Source organism: Anaerosalibacter massiliensis, assembly GCF_024623155.1.
GTDB lineage: Bacteria > Bacillota > Clostridia > Tissierellales > Sporanaerobacteraceae > Anaerosalibacter > Anaerosalibacter massiliensis.
Genome location: NZ_JANJZL010000001.1, coordinates 178,618 through 196,148, shown reverse-complemented (window position 1 = coordinate 196,148; position 17,531 = coordinate 178,618). Strand labels below are relative to the sequence as shown.

Here is a 17,531-nt window from a genome sequence, read left to right as displayed (position 1 = left end):
GAAATAATTCTAGAGGTGGTTAAGTTGAAAAAGAAGAAGAAAGAATTTAATAGAGAAGTAACAGGTCTTATTATAATATCTATGGGAATGCTCTCTGTTTTAAGTTTGTTAAGTGATAAAATGGGGATAATAGGAAAGCTCTTAAGAGACACATATCTTGCCTTAATGGGATTTGGAGGCTATATATTTCCATTAGTTATTATATTTACTGGAGTATTATTTATTATAAATAAAGTAGATATAGCAAAAGATAAAAAAACGATATTCCTATTGATAATATTTTTGTCTTTTATAACTATTTTAGATATTAGTAAAGTAAGAACAGATTCTTTTAGAGAACATATAAATCTAGCCTTTGAATATAGTAAAAGTGGCCTAGGTGGGGGAATTATAGGTGGTTTTTTTGGCTATCTTTCCTTTAAATTATTTGGCTCTTTAGGTTCTTATATAATATTTTTTATTATTGCATTGGTAAACTTTTTATTAATAACAGAAATAGAGATAAAAAATTTTTTCAAAAAAATAATTAAGGAAAATGAACCTTCTAAAACTAAAAAAGACAATAATACATTAAATATTATGAGGAAAAAAGAAAATACTAAATCTAATAAAAAGAAAGATGAAAAAATAAAAATATTTGATTATAACAATAATAAAAATTTCAACAAAGAAAATTTTAACAAAGTTAAAAAGAAAAACATAAACTTTAATGAAGAGTCTACAAATACTTATAATTTTCCACATTTGGATTTATTGAAAGATAGACGAAGTGAAAAAAGTTCTAATGATAGAAAAGAAGTTCTATCAAATGCAAAAAAAATAGAAGAAACGATGGAGAACTTTGGTATTAAAGCAGAAATTGTCCAAATAAGTAAAGGACCTACTATTACTTGTTATGAGCTACAACCTGCTCCAGGAGTTAAAGTGAGTAAAATAGTAAATTTATCTAATGATATAGCTTTAAACTTAGCTACATCTGATGTAAGAATAGAGGCCCCCATACCAGGAAAAGCAGCAGTAGGTATAGAAGTGCCTAATAAAAATAAATTGAGTGTACCCTTAAAAGAAATTTTAATGTCAGAGGATTATAAGAATATTAATACAAAAACACCTTTAGCTTTAGGAAAAGATATATCAGGGAAACCAATAATAACTAATATGGAAAAAATGCCTCATTTATTAATTGCTGGGGCTACAGGTTCAGGGAAAAGTGTTTGCATAAATACTATTATTATGAGTATATTATATAAATCTAGCCCTGAAGATGTGAAATTAATTTTAATTGATCCTAAAGTAGTAGAGTTAAATATATATAATGGAATTCCTCACTTGTTAATTCCGGTGGTAACAGATGCTAAAAAGGCTAGAAATGCATTAAGTTGGTCTGTAGAAGAAATGACTAGAAGATATAAAATTTTTGCTCAAAATAATGTAAGAGATATCCATAGTTATAATAACAAAATTAAAAATAATAAAGAAAGTGAGTCTGAAGTTTTACCTCAGATAGTTATAATTATTGATGAATTAGCAGATTTAATGATGGTATCTGCTCAAGAAATAGAAGATTATATCTGTAGATTGGCACAAATGGCTAGAGCTGCTGGAATGTATTTAATTGTAGCAACTCAAAGGCCTTCAGTAGATGTAATTACTGGTACTATAAAAGCTAATATACCATCTAGAATTTCTTTTGCAGTTACGTCTCAGGCAGATTCCAGAACTATTTTAGATATGGGCGGAGCAGAAAAATTATTAGGTAAAGGAGATATGCTTTTCTATCCTTCTAATTTTTCTAAACCATTAAGAGTGCAAGGTGCTTTTGTTGATGATGAGGAGGTTGTGGAAGTAGTTAAATTTTTAAAAGAACAGAAAAGTGTAGAATATGATGAAGAAATAATAGATTCTATGGAAAATAAATCTATCATTGACAAAGACAAAGAAAACGAAGATGAACTACTTCCTGAAGCTATAAATTTAGTTATAGAGGAAGATCAAGCTTCCATATCACTCCTTCAACGAAAATTACGTATTGGATATGCAAGGGCTGCACGTCTTATAGATGAAATGGAAGAGAGAGGAATAGTCGGTGGACATGAAGGCAGTAAACCTAGAAAAGTGTTAATTGACAAAGAAACTTTTAATTCAGAATAAAGAGGTGTTCATAGTTGGATACAAAAAACATAGCTATAATTACTTTAGGATGTTCAAAGAATGAAATAGATTCGGATTTAATGACAAGTATTTTACTTAATAAGGGATATTATATTACTGATGAATTAAATAAAGCAGATGTGATAGTTATAAATACCTGTGGATTCATTAATGATGCAAAAGAAGAATCAATAGAAATTATTTGGGAAATGTGTAAATACAAAGAATATGGTCGTTGTAAATATATTGTATTGGCAGGTTGTTTAGCAGAAAGATACTGGAAAGAATTGATGGATGAAATAAAATATGTAGACGGAATTATAGGTACAGGAAATATAAAAGAGATAGTAAATTTAATAGAGGAATTAGAAAGAAAAAATAAAGTTATAAAAGTAGGAAATATAAATAGTGAATATGTAGAAAAACCTAAAAGAAGAGATTTTAATCATACTGCCTATGTTAAAATCTCTGAAGGTTGCAATAACAATTGTTCCTATTGTATAATACCAAAACTTCGTGGCAAATACAGAAGTAGAAAAATAGAGGATATTATTTCAGAAGTTGAATATTTGGCAGATGAAGGTGTCAAAGAAATAATACTTATTGCACAGAATACAACAGATTATGGAATAGATTTATATGGTGAGTATAAATTACCTCATTTATTAGAGAAATTAAATAAAATAAAAAAAATAAATTGGATTAGACTTTTATATATGTATCCTGATAATTTTAATGATAATTTTATAAAAGCTATTAAAGAAAATGATAAGGTAGTAAAGTATTTAGATATACCTATTCAGCATATGAGTGATAAAGTTTTAAAAAATATGAATAGAAAAACTACTAAAAAAGATATTACAAATTTAATAAGTAAATTAAGAAATGAAATTCCAGAAATAGTTATTAGAACTACAATTATAGTTGGATTTCCTGGGGAGACATTAGAACAATTTAATGAATTATATCAATCTGTTGAAGAAAATAAATTTGATAGATTAGGTGTCTTTACTTATTCTAGAGAAGAAGGGACAAGTGCATATAATTTCAAAGATCAAATAGATGAAGAAACAAAAAAATATAGAAAAGACAAAATAATGGAACTGCAAAAAGAAATATCTTTAAAAAGAAATAAAGAAAAACTAGGTAAAATATATACTGTTTTAGTGGAAGAAGAAATAGAATCAGGTACATATATTGGTAGAACTTATATGGATAGTCCTGAAATAGATGGTCTTGTTTATTTTAATAGTAGTGATAAAGTAGAAATAGGAAGTTTTATAAAGGTAAGAATTGTTGATTATTTAGAGTATGATTTAATGGGGGCGATTATAGGTGAATCTGGCCAACAAGATAACACTTTTTAGAGTTGTTTTAATTCCTATTTTCATGTTTTTCTTACTTTCCAATATTAGTAATGGTCAATATATAGCTGCAGCAATTTTTATAATAGCATCACTTACTGATACATTAGATGGATATATAGCTAGAAGCAGAAATCAAGTGACTAACTTTGGTAAATTTATGGATCCGTTAGCTGATAAATTATTGGTTTCTGCAGCTTTAATATCTTTAGTAGAATTAAAAAGAGTACCAGCTTGGATGGTTGTAGTTATCATTGCAAGAGAATTTGCAATTACAGGTTTAAGAGTTATTGCAGCTTCAGAAGGAGTTACTATTGCAGCAAGTAGTTTAGGAAAAATAAAAACAATCACTCAACTAGTAGCTGTAATAGCAATATTATTTAATATTCATCCTTTTGATACAATAATGCTTTATACAGCAGTGTTCTTTACTATATTATCAGGAATAGACTATATACGTAAAAATAAAAAAGTGTTACATTCTGGGGAAAGATAGACAGGAGTTGAAAACTTATGAAATCTGAAATTATTAGTGTTGGTAGTGAATTGCTTCTTGGAAATACTATAAATACTAATGCTACATTTATATCTATGAAATTAGCTGAATTGGGTATAGATATATTTTATCATACTGTTGTAGGAGATAATGCAAATAGGCTTAAAGATGTTACAAAACTGGCAATTAGCAGATCAGATTTAATTATTTATACAGGCGGCTTAGGACCAACTAAGGATGATTTAACAAAAGAAGTTGTTTCTGAAACTTTAGGTATTGAATTAGAACTTAATAATATTTATCTTAAAAATATAAAAGAATATTTTAAGAAAAAGAATGCTAAAATGACAGAGAATAATATAAAACAAGCTTATATACCTAAAGGAGGCAAAATTTTAAATAATGATATAGGAACAGCTCCTGGTGTTTTCTTAAATCGGAAAGGCAAGAAAATAGTGTTTCTGCCAGGACCTCCAAATGAAATGAAAACTATGTTTAATAATTATACAGTTCCATTATTAAAACAAGAAAATATTATAAAATCAAAAGTTATAAAAACTATGGGAATAGGAGAATCTTCTTTGGAGGAATTAATTAAAGATATTATTGCTAATCAATCTAACCCAACTATTGCTACTTATGCAAAACAAGGACAAGTAGAAATTAGGGTGACTGGAAAGGGCAGAAGTGAAAAAGAAGTTAACCAACTTATTAACCCTATAATAGATAAAATTAATAAAAAAGTAGGAAATTATATATATAGCTATAATGACGAGTCTATTGAAGAAGTTTTCTTTCAGTTATTAAAGAAGAATAACATGACAGTAGGATTTTGTGAATCATGTACTGGAGGTTTAGTATCTAGCAGATTTACAGCTCTAGCAGATGCATCTCAAGTTTTTGAAAGAGGAATAGTTGCTTATAGTAATAATTCTAAAATGGAAGAATTAAATGTAAATAAAGATACATTAGAAGCTCATGGACCTGTAAGTGAAGAAACTGCGAGAGAAATGGCTTTAGGACTATTGAACAAAAGTAATGTAGACATAGCTTTATCTACAACTGGAATAGCAGGACCAACTGGCGGAACCAAAACTAAACCTTTGGGTTTAGTTTATATTGGACTAGCAACTAAAAATGAAAACTATGCTATAAAAACTTTCTTTACTGGAGATAGAAACTCTATTCAAAGGAAAGCTGCAAATAAGGTATTTGCAGAAGGAAGAAAATATTTACTTAAAATTAATAATTGACTATACCACTAAAATAATGTAGAATAGTTATTATGAACTTGTGTTCTAATATTTGAAAGGTGGTGAATCCAGTTTAACTGGGTATAAATGGTTGAAAACACTGATAAGCAAAAGGCATTAAATAATGCTTTAAATCAAATAGAAAAACAGTTTGGTAAAGGTTCTATAATGAAATTAGGAGAAAATGCTCATATGAATATTGAGGTGATTCCAACTGGAGCTTTAGATTTAGATATAGCCTTAGGAATAGGAGGACTTCCTAAAGGGAGGGTGATAGAAGTATTTGGCCCTGAATCTTCTGGTAAGACTACAGTAGCTCTTCATGCTATAGCTGAATCACAAAAAAGAGGTGGTATTGCTGCTTTCATAGATGCTGAACATGCTTTAGATCCAACTTATGCAAAGAAACTAGGGGTAGATACTGAAAATTTAATTGTATCTCAGCCTGATACAGGAGAGCAAGCTTTAGAAATTGCAGAAGCTTTAGTAAGGAGTGGTGCTGTGGATATTGTAGTAGTTGACTCAGTTGCAGCATTAGTTCCAAAAGCAGAAATAGAGGGAGAAATGGGAGATAGTCATGTTGGATTACAAGCAAGGCTTATGTCTCAGGCTTTAAGAAAATTATCAGGCTCTATAAGTAAGTCTCAAACTATTGCTATATTTATAAATCAACTTAGAGAAAAAGTAGGAATTATGTTTGGAAATCCTGAAACTACTACGGGAGGTAGAGCTTTAAAGTTTTATTCTTCAGTAAGATTGGATGTAAGAAGAATAGAAGCTATAAAACAAGGTGATAATATAATAGGAAATCGTACTAGAGTAAGAGTTGTTAAAAATAAGGTAGCACCTCCTTTTAAGAAAGCAGAATTTGATATAATGTATGGGGAAGGTATATCTAAAGAAGGAAATATTTTAGATGTAGGAGTATCTTCTGATATTATAAATAAAGCTGGTTCTTGGTACAGTTATGGTGAGCATAGGTTAGGTCAAGGAAGAGAAAACTCTAAAGATTTTCTAAAAGAAAATCCTGAAATAGCTTTGGAAATAGAAAATAAAATTAGAGAAAAATATGGTTTAATAAATAAAAAAGATAAAAAAAACATTCAAGACGAAAGTAAGGATAAAAGTGAAAAAAAGAAAGAAAAAAATAAATAGAAGATAAAACCTCCTTATATTATATAAGGAGGTTTTATCTTAAAGGAGTGTTATATTTGAAAATACTATTCTTTACAGATACACATATAAGAGGAACTACTCCTGCAAATAGAAAAGATAATTTAGTTGATACCTTAGAGGAAAAATTTAATGAAGTATTGGATATATCAAATAAACACAATGTAGATTATATACTACATGGAGGGGATTTGTTTGATAGACCAGATGTTTCTATTTCCATTGTAAGTAGATTCGTTACCATTTTAAATAAATTTAAGATGCCAATTTATATAATCTGTGGTAATCATGACATATATGGACATAATCCAGATACAATAAATAGGACTATGCTAGGATTGTTTAATTCTATTGGTACAGTAAATTTAATAGATGAAAACCAAATTGTATTTTTAAAAAAAGATGATGTGACTGTACAACTAACAGGTCAGCCATATATATATAATATTGATGATAATAATAGTTTAAATAGATATATTATAAATGATGTAGATCCTAAAGCAGACTATTCAATTCATATGGTTCATGGTATGCTCTTAGATAAACCTTTTATAAAGGGAATTCCCTATACATTAATATATGATATAAAATCTACTAAAGCTGATATTACACTTTCTGGACATTATCATTCAGGATTTGGTATTATAAAATCAAATGATAAATACTTTGTGAACCCAGGAAGTTTGATCCGAATAACAAATAGTCTTAAAGAAATTGAAAGAATTCCTCAAGTAGTTTTAATTGATTTAAATGATGATATAAATATAAAACTTATTCCGTTGAAAACAGCATTACCTGGAGAAAAAATATTAGATAGAAAGAAAATTGAAACTTTTATATTTAAAAATGAGAGATTAGTCCAGTTTAAGCAATCTATAGATTCAACTGTCAGCTTTGAAAAATTGGATATTAATGAAGTATTATTAGAAGTTTCTACAGCTGAAGGAGTTGCAGAAAATGTAAAGGAAGAAGCTTTAAGAAGAATTGCATCCTCTCAAATGAAAGATTTAGGAGATGATTAGTATATGAAGTATATTAAGAAGGTTATTTTAGAAAACTTTCAATCCCATAAATATACGGAGTTAGAGTTTGATGAAAATTTAAATGTCATAGTTGGACCTTCAGATCAGGGCAAAAGTGCTATAATAAGAGGAATTAAATGGGCTCTTTTTAATGAACCTTCTGGAGACTTCTTTATAAGAGAAGGTGAAAGTGATTGTAGTGTAACAATACAATTTAATGATGGTATTAAAATTAAGAGATATAAAAGTAAAAATAAGAATTTATATTGTCTTTATGATAGCAGTGGAGAAGAACAGATTTTTGAAGGGTTTGGAAAAAATGTTCCTAAAGAAATAATTGATGCAACAAATATTAGAAAAGTATATTTAGATGGAAAACAGACAAACTCTATAAATATAAGCGATCAATTAGAAGGGCCTTTTTTACTGTCTGAAAAAACTAGTACAAGGGCAAATGCAATTGGAAGATTAGTTGGAGTTCATATAATTGATGATGCTGTTGGAGAGACTTTGAAAGATATAAGAAACTTAAATTTATCTAGACGGAATTTAACAAATCAATTAGACAAACTTGAAAATAATTTAAAAGAGTATAACTATCTTGAAGAATTAAAATCTACTGTAAAAAAATTGGACGAAATAAAAAATGAAATTAAACAATTAGAAGATAAGTCTATGAAATTAAAGAAAATAAGTATAGAATATAATAATATAGAAAAAGAAACAAAAGATTTGAAAAATCTAAGTATTAAATTAGAAAATATAAATACAGTAGAAAGCATTACTAATGATTTAAATATGAAAGTAAAAACATATAATTTTATTGATAATAGACGGAAATACTTATTCGATATTAATAAAAATATTTGTTATAATGAAAATATAGTGAATTCTTTAGAGAATTTACATAGAGTCAGTGAATTAGTTAAAGAATCAGAAGATAAGGTTATTAAAAAAAATAGATTAGAAGTTGTAGACTCAAATTGCAAATTAGTGAAAAAGAATATAAAAGCTAATTATAATATTCTTACTGAGTTAAAAAATATTGATATTGTAGATAAAAAAATTTCCTTCATATATGATGATAGTAAAAAGCTTATAGAGTTAATATCTACTAAAAAAAAGTTTGATGAAAATAATATGAGAACAATATATGGAAGAAATTATCTAGAGAAATTTTCTCAGATAAATTATGTAGATAAAGTTTTTTCTGTTTTGGAAAAGAAAGTGCTTATATTGTCAAAGCTAATAAATTTTCAGAATGAAAAAAATATTACTCAATCTGAACTAAACTCAACTAAAAAAGCTATTAAAAAAGAAAATAAACAAATTGAATATTATCTTAGGGAATATAAAAGGTTATTAGAACAATTTGAAGTATGCCCATTATGTTTTCACAAGATAGACAATGAAACTATAGAGGAAATAATTAATAACTATAATTGAGGAGGATAAATGTGAGTGACTATGAAAAAGAACTAAATTTATTGAAAAAAGATCTTGAAAAGGCAAAATCTTTAAAATATAAAGCAGAAGCAAGATTAGAACAACTAAATAAACAACAAGAAGAAATTGTTAGAGAATTGGAAGAATTAGGGGTTAATCCTGATGAATTAGATGGGGAAATCGAAAAGTTAACTAAAGAAATAAATAATTTATTTGAAGAAGCTCATAAAATGCTTCCAAAGGATATTTTAGAAAAGAAGTGATGCTAATGATTGAAAATTATTTGGATTTAGAAAATAAGACAGAAGCTCTTAAAAGTTTTTTATCTAGAGAGTCAGGAAAGAAAGATAAAATATTAGAACAGATAGAAGATACATCAGAAGAGCTTTCGAATATTGATGAGAAGGTAAACCTTTTAGAAAAGGTAAATATATTACTCCAAAAGACTTCTGAATATGCAAGGCTACAATCAAAACAGCAAATTGAGGTAATAGTTTCTAACTGTCTTCAATATATATTTGATTCTAATATGGAGTTTATTATTGAAATTGAAGAGTTATATGGCAAGCCTAATGCTGAATTTTACGTTATTACAAAAGATGAAAAAGAAGTTATTAAAACTAAACCAGAACTATCTAGAGGGGGAGGAGTAGTAGATATAATTTCCTTAGCATTAAGAGTATCTTTTCTTCAAGTTCATAAACCTCTTATACAAGGGCCTTTAATATTAGATGAACCAGCTAAACATGTTAGTGAAGATTTTATTTTTAATGTAGCAGATTTTTTGAAGAGAACTTCTGAAATGTTTAGTAGACAGATTATTATGGTTACACACAACCATCACCTTTCATCTGTTAGTACAAATGCTTATAGAGTTCATCTAGAGGGTACTAAGAGCATTGTTGAAAAGGTAACCCCTAATTAATCACTTGACAGACCTATATAAAAGTAATAAAATAAAATCGTATGCAAGTCCTATCAATACACAAATGTAGACTCTATAAACCGAGACTACTCGGTTTATATTTTTATCATGATTTATTCGTTTATTTATTTGTTAATGATTATTGAAAATATTGTATGGAACTTGAAAAGTTAATAGAAATGGAGGTGCTGTGTTATTGACCCTATTATTAAATTAGTTATAACTGCCGCTATAGGAATTATTGTTGGTTTTTATATAAGAAAAACTATAGCTGAAGGTAAAATTAATAATGCAGAAGAAGTAGCTAAGAAAATAGTAAATGATGCCAAAAGAGAAGCGGAAACAGAAAAAAAAGAAGTTCTTCTTGAAGCAAAAGAGGAAATTCACAAACTTAGAAATGATATTGAGAAAGAAAATAGAGAAAGAAGAAATGAAATTCAAAGATTAGAAAGAAGATTAGTTAATAAAGAGGAAACAATTGATAGGAAAAGTGAATCCCTTGAGAAAAAAGAAGAATTTATTGTAAAGAAAGTCAGAGAGCTAAATGAAAAAGAAAGCTTAATAGAACAACTTTATGATAAGCAGGTTGAAGAACTTGAAAGATTATCTGGACTTACAACAGATGAAGCAAAAGAACTTCTTCTAAATGATGTAAGAAAGGAAATCGTACATGAATCTGCCATAATGATTAAGGAAATGGAAAATAAAGCAAAGGAAGAAGCAGATAAAAAAGCAAAGGAAATAATTTCTTGTGCTATTCAAAAATGTGCTGCTGACCATGTAGCTGAAACCACTGTTACTGTTGTTCCTTTACCTAATGATGAAATGAAAGGTAGAATAATAGGAAGAGAAGGTAGAAATATTAGAACATTAGAAACTTTAACAGGAATAGATCTTATAATAGATGATACTCCAGAAGCTGTAGTACTTTCTGGCTTTGATCCTATTAGAAGAGAAATAGCTAGAATTGCTTTAGAAAAATTAATTGTAGATGGAAGAATTCATCCCGCAAGAATTGAAGAAATGGTGGAAAAGGCTAAGAAAGAAGTAGAAAGTATTATTCGTGAGGAAGGAGAACAAGCAGCTTTTGAAACTGGAGTACATGGATTACATCATGGGCTTGTTAAGCTACTTGGTAGGCTTAAGTATAGAACAAGTTATGGTCAGAATGTATTAAGACATTCTATAGAAGTTTCTCATCTAGCCGGAGTTATGGCTGCTGAATTAGGAGCTAATGTTAGAGTAGCTAAAAGAGCTGGCTTACTTCATGATATAGGTAAAGCAGTAGATCATGAAGTAGAGGGACCTCATGTAACTATTGGTGTAGATCTATCTCGAAGATATAAAGAATCAAAAGAGGTATTACATGCTATAGAAGCTCATCATGGAGATGTTGAACCTCAAACTATAGAAGCTGTATTAGTCCAAGCTGCCGATGCTATTTCAGCGGCTCGACCTGGTGCAAGAAGGGAAACCTTAGAAGCATACATTAAAAGACTTGAAAAATTAGAAGAAATTGCAAATTCTTTTGATGGTATAGAAAAATCATTTGCTATACAAGCAGGTCGTGAAGTAAGGATAATGGTTAAGCCTGAGATAATTAATGATGATGAGATAATGCATACTGCAAGAAATATAGTTAAAACAATAGAATCAGAATTGGATTATCCTGGACAAATAAAAGTAAATGTAATCCGAGAAACAAGAGCTGTAGAATATGCTAAATAAATTTAATTTAGAGAGTATTATAGCTATAGATAAAAATATATTATTTTTTTATAAACTTTTTCAAAAATAAAAGAGGATTTCTCTATTAATTGTAGAATTAAGTGTATATATAATATAAATAAAATAATATATGTAGAGGGGGCTATTTTAATGGATGTATTAAAAGTATCAGCAAAATCAAGTCCAAATTCTGTTGCAGGAGCATTGGCAGGTGTTTTAAGAGAAAAAGGTGCTGCTGAAATTCAAGCTATAGGAGCAGGAGCACTTAACCAAGCTGTTAAAGCAGTTGCTATTGCTAGAGGATTTGTTGCACCAAGTGGAATGGATCTTATTTGTATTCCAGCATTTACTGACATTGAGATTGATGGTGAGGAAAGAACAGCTATGAAATTGATTGTGGAACCAAGATAATAAAATACTAAAAGTAATAAAAAAATCTGCCAAAAGGCAGATTTTTTTATTACTTTTAGTATACTTTCATAAGTATTTTGAAATTAAAGAGGGTTTTATTATTATTTGTAGAATAGATATATATATAGGAATAATATACAAAATATAAAACGTAATTTTGTAAAAATATTTTATTAAATAGGAGGCTAATTTTAATGGATATATTAAAAGTAGCAACTAAATCAAATCCGAATTCTGTTGCAGGGGCATTGGCAGGTGTTTTAAGGGAAGAAGGAAGTGCTGAAATTCAAGCTATAGGAGCAGGAGCACTTAATCAAGCTATTAAAGCAGTTGCTATTGCTAGAGGATTTGTTGCACCAAGTGGAGTAGATCTTATTTGTATTCCAGCATTTACTGACATTGAGATTGATGGTGAGGAAAGAACAGCTATGAAGTTGATTGTGGAACCAAGATAGTAGGAATAAAAAAACCTGCCAAAAGGCAGGTTTTTAAATTATAAAAAATGTTATAATATAAATATCTTTTATATCCCAAGGGAGTGATCCATATGATAGCCGATTTACATGCTCATACATTTTTTTCTGATGGATTATTAACTCCAGAAGAAATTGTAGATTTAGCTGTAGAAAAAAATCTTGATACTTTAGCTATCACTGACCATGATACTGTATCAGGAATCGATAGAGCTATAAATAGGAGTAATTTGTATAAAAACTTTTTTATAATTCCAGGCATAGAGCTAAGCTGCATATATGATGATGAAGAAATTCATATATTAGGTTATTTTATAAATTATAAATCATCTTGTGTAAAAAAAATTACAAAGAAATTACAAGATGAAAGAATAATTAGAGGTAAAAAGATCATTTTAAAATTAAATGAATTGGGAATGAATATTAAATTATCAGATGTTGAGAAATTTGCAAAAGGTAAAATAATTGGAAGACCACATATTGCTCGAACTTTAATCAAAAAAGGATATGTAAGAAACATGGAAGAAGCTTTTAGTATGTTTTTGAATAAAGATAAACCAGCATATGTTGAAAGATATAAATTATCTTTAAAAGATGCTATTGATTTAATACATAGCATTGGAGGTATAGCTATTATTGCTCACCCAGGATTAATTAATAATAAGGAAGCAATATATTATTGTATTGAAAACGGAATTGATGGAATAGAAGTAACTCATTCTAAACATTCACTAGAGCAAGTTTCATATCTTATTAATATAGCTAATAAATATAGTCTAATTAAAACAGCTGGCTCTGATTGTCATGGTGAGTTAATAGATGGAGAGTATTTATTAGGGAAATATTATGTAAATATAGACAATATACCAGAATTTAAAAGGAGGGTTGAAATTGACAATTTATAGAGGTGAAAGAAGTAGACAATTTCCTTCTAAGATTAGTACCACTTCTTTTGTGAAACTTTATATACTACACTTACTTAGGGATAAAACTTATTATGGTAATGAAATAATTGATGAAATAAAGCTAAGACTTAACAATAAATGGGAGCCAAGTCCCGGGATGGTATATCCATTGTTAAGAGAATTAGAAGAAGAAGGATATGTAACTGGATGGTGGGAGGAACCTGATAAACGTTCCATTAGGAGATATAAACTTACTGATAAAGGATTTGAACATTATAAAGTTATATTATTAATGTATAAGCCTGTATTTGAAGACTCTTTATACATTATAAAAACTGTCTTAAAAGATATATATAATATAGATATTTAACAAATCTTAATATCTAAAAGAAGGGTTAGCTATTTTAATATAGAAATAACTAAATATATTGAAAATCACATTGTATAATGGAGGGAGAACATGAATTTTAATTTATCAAAGAAAAGTCTAGAAATTTCACCATCTTTAACTTTAGATATTACAGCGAAAGCAAAAGCTATGAAGGCTGAAGGGGTGGATGTAATTAGTTTTGGGGCAGGTGAACCAGATTTTAATACGCCTAAAAATATAGTTGAAGCTGGAATTGAAGCTATTGAACAAGGAAAGACTAGATATACTCCAGCTTCTGGTTTAATAGAGCTAAAAGAAGCTGTATGCAAAAAATTTAAAGATGACAATAATCTTTCCTATTTACCTGAAAATATTATAATATCTAGTGGAGCAAAACATTCTATTTACAATGCGCTAATGGCTATTACAAATCCTGGTGACGAAATAATTATATCTGTTCCCTATTGGGTTAGTTATCCTGAACTAATAAAACTTGCAGGTGGTATTCCAGTATATATAAATACTAAGGAAGAAAATGATTTTAAATATACTATAAATGATTTAAATAGAGTAATTACTGATAAGACAAAAGCAATTATATTGAATAGCCCAAATAATCCTACAGGTGCTCTTTATAATGAAGAAGAATTAAAAGAAATTGCAGATTGGGCTATAAAAAATAATATACTTGTAATATCTGATGAAATATATGAAAAATTAGCATACGATGAAGAGACACATGTAAGTATTGCTTCTATAAATAATGATATTAAAGATATAACTATAGTCATAAATGGTATGTCTAAAGCTTATGCAATGACAGGATGGAGAATAGGATACGCGGCTGCAAATAAAGATATTGCTAAAGTTATGAGCAATATTCAAAGCCATACTACTTCAAATCCTTGTTCTATTTCCCAGTACGCTAGTATTGAAGGACTAGCCGGGGATCAAGCTAGTGTAGAAAATATGAAAAAAGCTTTTGAGCAAAGAAGAAATTTCATGGTAGATGCGATAAACGATATAAAAGGATTAAGTTGTCAAAAACCTAAAGGTGCTTTCTATGTGATGGTTAATTTTACCAAATTAAAAAATAAAACAATTTACAATAAAAAAATAAAAAGTTCTTTAGACTTTGCGAACCTTTTATTAGAAAAAGGTAATGTAGCAGTAATTCCAGGTATTGCTTTTGGAGATGATGATTATATAAGATTATCTTATGCAACATCCATGGGTAATATAGAAGAAGGATTAAATAGAATAAAAGAAATAGTAGAAAGGGCATAGAATTTAAAGAGAATAAATAATTATAAATTTGTTTAAAAAACATTCTTTATTTTCGATTTTAAGGCATTATAAAATAAATTCAATAGTTTAACATTCAAAAGGTAGCAAAATGTTTTTGTAAGGATTTTATGCCTTTAAATTATACTGTTATATATTTATGCATTATAAAATAGTTAAAAATAAATAATAGATAATATATAATATTAATTAAATAGTTGAAAATAAAGTTTACATAATAATATTATGTAAACTTTATTTTTGCAGAAAGATAAGTTATTAAAATATAAATATATAGTATAAATAAAAGGTTAAGAAAATAAATTTGTTAGAAAATATGATATAATATATTTATAGAGATTATTTAGGTTATGCCAAAGCCACTCTTTCTTCCTATTTTATTTTAACACGGAGAAATTGAGAGACACGAAAAGAATGAGTTAGAGCTAGACTTTAAAGCAAAAACTAAAATTCTAAAATTAAAGATAAATTAGAAAACAAAATAGGATTTAATGTGAAACAGAGAAAAAGATACAAATTTAAAAAATAACAATATAAGGTGAAAAAAATGAACAATAAAGTTTTAGTAGTAATTATGGCATGCATAATAATAGTAGCTAACAGAAAATAAATAGGGCATTTAGTTTTGACAAGTACTTTTTCAAGATTAAATGTTTTTTATTCAACTATAACATTAGTCACAAAATAAACATTTTGTGACTAATGTTTGGAAAAATAATAGAAAGTGGTGATAAAATGGATGATATACCATTAATATTAGAAGATTATTTAAATTATATGGAAACTATAAGAGGAAAATCTTCGAATACAGTTAAAGAATATTTTTTTGACATAAGAACTTTTTTTAGATTTTTAAAGATTAGATATAGATTAGTTAATAAGGAAACTATTTTTGATGAAATTGAGATTTTTGATATAGATATAGATTTCATCAAAAAAGTTACTATACAAGATCTACATGCTTTTATTTCATTTGTAGATAAAACGAGAGATAATGGCAACCATGCTAAAGCTAGAAAAGTTGCTAGTGTTCGCTCCTTTTTTAATTATCTACATACAAAGGTCAATCTTATTGAAAAAAATCCTGCAGATAATTTAGAATTTCCAAAAGCTAATAGTCGGCAGCCTGTATATCTGACCTTAGAACAAGCAAAATTATTATTAGATACAGTAAATAAAAATCCTAGTGAACTATTTAGAAAAAGGGATTATGCTATTATAACATTGTTTCTAAACTGTGGGCTTAGACTATCGGAATTAGTAAGTATTGATATTGATAAAATTAAAGAAGATACACTCACTGTAATAGGAAAAGGAAACAAAGAAAGAACCATATATTTAAATGAAGCTTGTATAAAAGCTATAGATGAATATATAAAAATAAGGCCTAAAGATACTAAGGACAAAAATGCATTGTTCATAAGTAAAAGAAAAAATAGAATTAGTAATAGAGCTGTACAACATATGATAGATAAATATTTAGAAAAAACAGGACTTGATACATCTATATACTCTACTCATAAACTTAGACATACTGCAGCTACTTTAATGTATAAATATGGGAATGTAGATATAAAAGCATTGCAAGAAATATTAGGTCATGAAAATGTTGCTACAACTCAAATATATACACATATTGATGATGAAAGATTAAGAGATGCTGTAAATAGCAATCCCTTATCCCATACTTTCCCCTCTGATATTAAAAACCAAAGGTAATTTTACCTTTGGTTTTTAATTGGTACTTTTATAATATCACCTGGATATATATTCATCTCTTTTAAATTATTGAACTCTACTATATCGCACACCATTTTTCTTGTATCATAATCTTTTGGTTTGTTCTTTAACGCTATTCCCCAAATAGTATCCCCTTCTTTAACTTTCACCCTATGATATTTTTCTTCATATGTAATACTATAAGCTTTATTATTTAAAAATATTACTGTTATCAAAATAACCATTATAACCATAACAAGTATTGATAGAAAAAATCTTTTAAAATTCACTATACTAACTTTTTTATTTAACATAAAACCACCTCAAAACATAAGTTCTTTTTCTTTATTATCATTATAAGCAAACGTAAGTTCCAAGTCAATACTTTTTTCTCAAAAAAACGAACTCTTGTTTGAATTTTTTCTTTTTTTATGCTATAATAAATATAATTTAATATTAGTTGGTGTATTTTTTGAGCAATTTGAAGATTTGTCATGTACTCTCGTAACTCCAGTCATGAATTAGTAGCTAAATTTTGTATATGTTATAAATTTTATGTATACATAAGTATAAATACACTGTAGGTTCTGCAGAAATTAAGACGCTTGTTAAAAAGCAAAGAACCAAAAGCTATGCTTTTATCTGAATCGTTTTGTTTCTTTGCCCAGATAGTAGGTTACAAGGTTGATGAAGCAGAAATTTTTAGTAGTGATGCTAAAAGTATGTGACTTTAGTCATGTGAAGTTCACTAAATATTAAGTATATACTAATCCTATGTGAGGTGTTTAAA

Annotated in this window: 18 protein-coding genes; 17 read left to right on the top strand and 1 reads right to left on the bottom strand. The window is 27.8% G+C overall.

What is annotated here, in order from left to right; all coding sequences use genetic code 11:
- Window positions 1-81: 81 nt before the first annotated feature.
- The 16 genes from NSA23_RS01175 (at window position 82) to NSA23_RS01100 (ending at window position 16,741) form a co-directional block, all read left to right on the top strand.
- Window positions 82-2,151, top strand: a complete 2,070-nt coding sequence (locus NSA23_RS01175; protein ID WP_050069830.1) for a DNA translocase FtsK — start codon at window positions 82-84, stop codon at window positions 2,149-2,151.
- Between the two features lie 14 nt (window positions 2,152-2,165).
- Entirely contained in the window at window positions 2,166-3,518 is a 1,353-nt protein-coding gene (gene rimO / locus NSA23_RS01170; RefSeq protein ID WP_075052121.1) for a 30S ribosomal protein S12 methylthiotransferase RimO, read from the top strand.
- Window positions 3,487-4,011 (top strand): CDP-diacylglycerol--glycerol-3-phosphate 3-phosphatidyltransferase, encoded by a 525-nt coding sequence (gene pgsA / locus NSA23_RS01165; protein WP_042681815.1) that lies wholly within the window; start codon window positions 3,487-3,489, stop codon window positions 4,009-4,011. Before rimO ends, pgsA begins: the two co-directional genes overlap by 32 nt.
- A 17-nt stretch (window positions 4,012-4,028) precedes the next feature.
- Complete coding sequence (locus NSA23_RS01160; RefSeq protein WP_042681818.1) at window positions 4,029-5,264, top strand: competence/damage-inducible protein A; 1,236 nt, start codon at window positions 4,029-4,031, stop codon at window positions 5,262-5,264.
- An 87-nt stretch (window positions 5,265-5,351) separates the two neighbouring features.
- The gene (gene recA, locus NSA23_RS01155) at window positions 5,352-6,419 is read left to right on the top strand and encodes a recombinase RecA (protein WP_042681820.1); all 1,068 of its coding nucleotides are present in this window, start codon (window positions 5,352-5,354) and stop codon (window positions 6,417-6,419) included.
- Between the two features lie 47 nt (window positions 6,420-6,466).
- The gene (locus NSA23_RS01150) at window positions 6,467-7,459 is read left to right on the top strand and encodes a metallophosphoesterase family protein (RefSeq protein ID WP_338080851.1); all 993 of its coding nucleotides are present in this window, start codon (window positions 6,467-6,469) and stop codon (window positions 7,457-7,459) included.
- Between the two features lie 3 nt (window positions 7,460-7,462).
- Window positions 7,463-8,905, top strand: a complete 1,443-nt coding sequence (locus NSA23_RS01145; RefSeq protein ID WP_050069808.1) for an AAA family ATPase — start codon at window positions 7,463-7,465, stop codon at window positions 8,903-8,905.
- Window positions 8,906-8,916: 11 nt separating this feature from the next.
- Window positions 8,917-9,168 carry a hypothetical protein gene (locus NSA23_RS01140; RefSeq protein ID WP_042681825.1) on the top strand — a complete coding sequence of 84 codons (252 nt, stop codon included), beginning with the start codon at window positions 8,917-8,919 and terminating at the stop codon, window positions 9,166-9,168.
- A 5-nt stretch (window positions 9,169-9,173) separates the two neighbouring features.
- A complete protein-coding gene (locus NSA23_RS01135; protein WP_042681827.1) occupies window positions 9,174-9,830 on the top strand; it encodes an ATPase in 657 nt (218 codons plus the stop codon).
- Between the two features lie 195 nt (window positions 9,831-10,025).
- Entirely contained in the window at window positions 10,026-11,558 is a 1,533-nt protein-coding gene (gene rny / locus NSA23_RS01130; protein WP_042681829.1) for a ribonuclease Y, read from the top strand.
- Between the two features lie 150 nt (window positions 11,559-11,708).
- A complete protein-coding gene (locus NSA23_RS01125; protein ID WP_042681832.1) occupies window positions 11,709-11,969 on the top strand; it encodes a stage V sporulation protein S in 261 nt (86 codons plus the stop codon).
- A gap of 194 nt (window positions 11,970-12,163) precedes the next feature.
- Window positions 12,164-12,424 (top strand): stage V sporulation protein S, encoded by a 261-nt coding sequence (locus NSA23_RS01120; protein ID WP_042681834.1) that lies wholly within the window; start codon window positions 12,164-12,166, stop codon window positions 12,422-12,424.
- Window positions 12,425-12,516: 92 nt separating this feature from the next.
- Window positions 12,517-13,347 carry a PHP domain-containing protein gene (locus NSA23_RS01115; protein ID WP_042681836.1) on the top strand — a complete coding sequence of 277 codons (831 nt, stop codon included), beginning with the start codon at window positions 12,517-12,519 and terminating at the stop codon, window positions 13,345-13,347.
- Entirely contained in the window at window positions 13,334-13,717 is a 384-nt protein-coding gene (locus tag NSA23_RS01110; RefSeq protein ID WP_042681838.1) for a PadR family transcriptional regulator, read from the top strand. The genes NSA23_RS01115 and NSA23_RS01110 overlap by 14 nt, the downstream gene beginning before the upstream one ends.
- Before the next feature lie 90 nt (window positions 13,718-13,807).
- Window positions 13,808-15,004, top strand: coding sequence for a pyridoxal phosphate-dependent aminotransferase (locus NSA23_RS01105; RefSeq protein WP_042681840.1), 1,197 nt, complete (start codon window positions 13,808-13,810; stop codon window positions 15,002-15,004).
- A 753-nt stretch (window positions 15,005-15,757) separates the two neighbouring features.
- Window positions 15,758-16,741, top strand: coding sequence for a tyrosine recombinase XerC (locus tag NSA23_RS01100; protein ID WP_042681843.1), 984 nt, complete (start codon window positions 15,758-15,760; stop codon window positions 16,739-16,741).
- 2 nt (window positions 16,742-16,743) lie between these two features.
- Here the strand turns inward: NSA23_RS01100 and yneA are convergent, their stop codons facing one another.
- Window positions 16,744-17,055 (bottom strand): cell division suppressor protein YneA, encoded by a 312-nt coding sequence (gene yneA, locus NSA23_RS01095; RefSeq protein WP_042681845.1) that lies wholly within the window; start codon window positions 17,053-17,055, stop codon window positions 16,744-16,746.
- Window positions 17,056-17,346: 291 nt separating this feature from the next.
- Between yneA and NSA23_RS01090 the strand changes: the two genes are divergently transcribed.
- Window positions 17,347-17,469, top strand: a complete 123-nt coding sequence (locus NSA23_RS01090; protein WP_257490055.1) for a hypothetical protein — start codon at window positions 17,347-17,349, stop codon at window positions 17,467-17,469.
- Window positions 17,470-17,531 lie beyond the last annotated feature (62 nt).